A 2,662-nucleotide genomic window follows, 5' to 3' on the forward strand; every position below is an offset into this window, starting at 1 on the left:
TACTCGACTGGCAAACACCGTATCAGGTTATGCTGACAAATTTGTCCAAAAATTCGGATTAAATTTGCAATCTACCAAGTTAGATACATATTATATGTACGAAGGCATTTCATTTACACAAGATTCTTGACACTCCCTCTATTTCGTTTAGTATCCTTTACTATATATAATAAGGAGGTCTCTAATGCTAGTTTTTCTGTCAACATCATTCATACCATCCAATGATAAGATGTGGTCACGAGTTGGCATAAATAAAAATCAACAATTCCCGCCATTGGCAATAGATTTAGGATGACCTTCCCTTAATTTTGAATGGTGTCCATGGTCTTAGTTAAATTTTTCTTGTTTCTGCCCAATTGATTCAATTCAGTAACTATGACAACACCACCTTAACAAATCATAATTTGGATAATAGTATGTTCCATTTGAAAGCTAAGCCTTATAATTAGCATAGGGTTAATAGCTCTAATCAAAATACCCACAAAAGGCCTGCTCAACTAACAATTGAGTAGGCCTTTTGTAGTACAAATTAATCCTTATCACAACTAACCTCAATAGCACAACAGGTATAAATAGTGCCTAAAATCCCTAAATAAATTTCTCTCACAACTGTTTAATAAAGCGGCAATCCCCGTTGTACGTGATTAATTAAACATTCAATTCTTAAAACACCTATTTTTAAATCGACTTAAACCTTCGCTGTTGCGTGCGTTTACTAATCCCCGTCTTTCGTTCAATCATCTTATAAGTCATGCCTTGTTTTCGCAACTCATAAGCAAATCTGATCTGTTCATCAGAATACGTTTTCGGTCGCCCTTCCCGAAACAACGGATCATGTTGCTTGGCATACAATTTACCTTCTTGTGTGCGCGTGACAATCATGTCGCGTTCAAACTGCGCAAAGGCGCTAAATATTGTAAAGACTAATTGGCCAGTCGGCGTATTATCAATTAAGCCCATGTTCAAAATATTAACTTTGACATTTTCTTTAAACAACTCTTGGATAATGGCTAATGCCTCGCGCGTGTTCCGTGCAAACCGATCCAACTTAGTGACAATCAAAGTATCGCCTGTTTTTAGAACGCGCAACAATTTTTGAAACTCCGGTCGTTCAGTAGTTGTGCCGGTAAACTTTTCTTGAAAGATTTTTTCTGCCCCTGCCAATTTTAGTAACTCAATTTGATTTGCTAATTTTTGATCAGTGGTACTGACCCGCGCATAGCCATATTTCATCTTTTTATCTCCTTACTTATGTCATTAAGTAATGACACGGTTCTAACCCTTTAATTATACAGTATCAAAAAAGAGGCCACAACTGTTAAGTTATGGCCTGATTTCACTCTATCTAAACACTTTACTCATTATATATAAAAAACGTCAAGAAAAATTTTTATCTAATCCCTTTTAACAGGGGAACGCTTAGCCACTTGTAGTGCCTGATTGATTACTTGGTTATACAAAATGATTATTGTCACAGGCAAAAAATAATCTTAATGTTTAAATTTGCTTCACTTCAATAAAAGACCGGCCTGCTCAAACCCAAGGGTTTTAACGGACCGATCTTTATTTACATTAAGGCATCTTTACTTACTTTGAAAAACTTTTAATTTATCTTAGCCAGTTGTTGTGACAAAGTTTCCACTTGTTTAGTCAACTTCTCCAAATCGTGACTTTGGTTGAAAGTTTTTAAATTTTCTTGCACTTGCCGAACGCTCCTTTGGACAGTTTCTTGGCCATTAGTAGTCAAGGTTAGCCGCACAATTCGTCGATCAGTTTGATTTACTTGTGATTGAATTAAATTATCTTGAATCAGTCGCCAAGTGTTTCTGGAAATTAGTTTGGGAGCTTAGCATATAATATCATCCTATTCTTTGCGCTGCCGCTTAGTCATTCCGAAGAGTCCTAACAAACTACTCATGGCTAATAGTAATAAGCCACTCAGCGTCATGTGTTGTTGATCAGTTTCATCAGTTTGAGGCAACCGTTGATTCACAAAATTAGTAGCCGCTGCTTGACCAGCCTGAACCGGCTTTGTTGGCGTCGTTGGTTGACTTGGGTTAACCGGCTTTGTTGGCGTCGTTGGTTGACTTGGGTTAACCGGTTTTGCTGGCGTCGTTGGTTGACTTGGATTAACCGGTTTTGCTGGCGTCGTTGGTTGACTTGGATTAACTGGTTTTGTTGGCGCATCCTTGGTATAAACCACCGTGAAGTCAAGATCACTAGCGTCACCACTCACAGTTTGTGCCCCAATTTCAGCTTGATCTGGCGTATAACCCTTAATAACTGGGCTAGTCACTGCCGCAAAGCTTTGATCAGCTGACCAAGACCCATAGGTCTTTTCACCTGTAACCGCATCAGTTGAGACTTGACGCGTAAAGGTCACTTGAGCGGTGTTATCAGTAGGAGTTTGATTACCAGCGCCTTGATAATGAATAGTTTCTGTAACGGTTTTGGCCTCTGTAGACTGAATGTTTTGATGCTTCAAGTGAACCGTGAAATTCTGATCAGTTGTGTCATCATTGTCGAACGTCAATTCTGCTGGATAGCCATCGGTGACCAACTCATACCCTTGTTTCTTATAATCGGCAATGCTACCGCTGGTACTATAGCTGGATTTTGAACCCGTTGTTCCTGAGATTGAGTCCGTCTTTAAAGTTTTTCC

At 38.8% G+C, this 2,662-nt stretch carries 2 protein-coding genes and 1 pseudogene; all 3 read right to left on the reverse strand.

What is annotated here, in order from left to right:
- Positions 1-678 precede the first annotated feature (678 nt).
- Complete coding sequence (locus FFM75_RS13390; protein ID WP_020923829.1) at positions 679-1,233, reverse strand: recombinase family protein; 555 nt, start codon at positions 1,231-1,233, stop codon at positions 679-681.
- A 370-nt stretch (positions 1,234-1,603) separates the two neighbouring features.
- Positions 1,604-1,837: pseudogene (locus FFM75_RS14165) on the reverse strand (MarR family transcriptional regulator); the annotation flags it as partial.
- 27 nt (positions 1,838-1,864) lie between these two features.
- Positions 1,865-2,662: mucin-binding protein (locus FFM75_RS13400; protein WP_171001513.1), on the reverse strand; the 798-nt coding region annotated here is incomplete at its 5' end.

Source organism: Lactiplantibacillus daowaiensis (assembly GCF_005405085.1).
In the GTDB taxonomy this organism is placed as follows: Bacteria; Bacillota; Bacilli; order Lactobacillales; family Lactobacillaceae; genus Lactiplantibacillus; species Lactiplantibacillus daowaiensis.

What these genes read in the sequence shown, in the direction of transcription:
- FFM75_RS13390 (WP_020923829.1), bottom strand. Translation starts at nt 1,233, where the DNA reads ATGAAATATGGCTATGCGCGGGTCAGTACCACTGATCAAAAATTAGCA.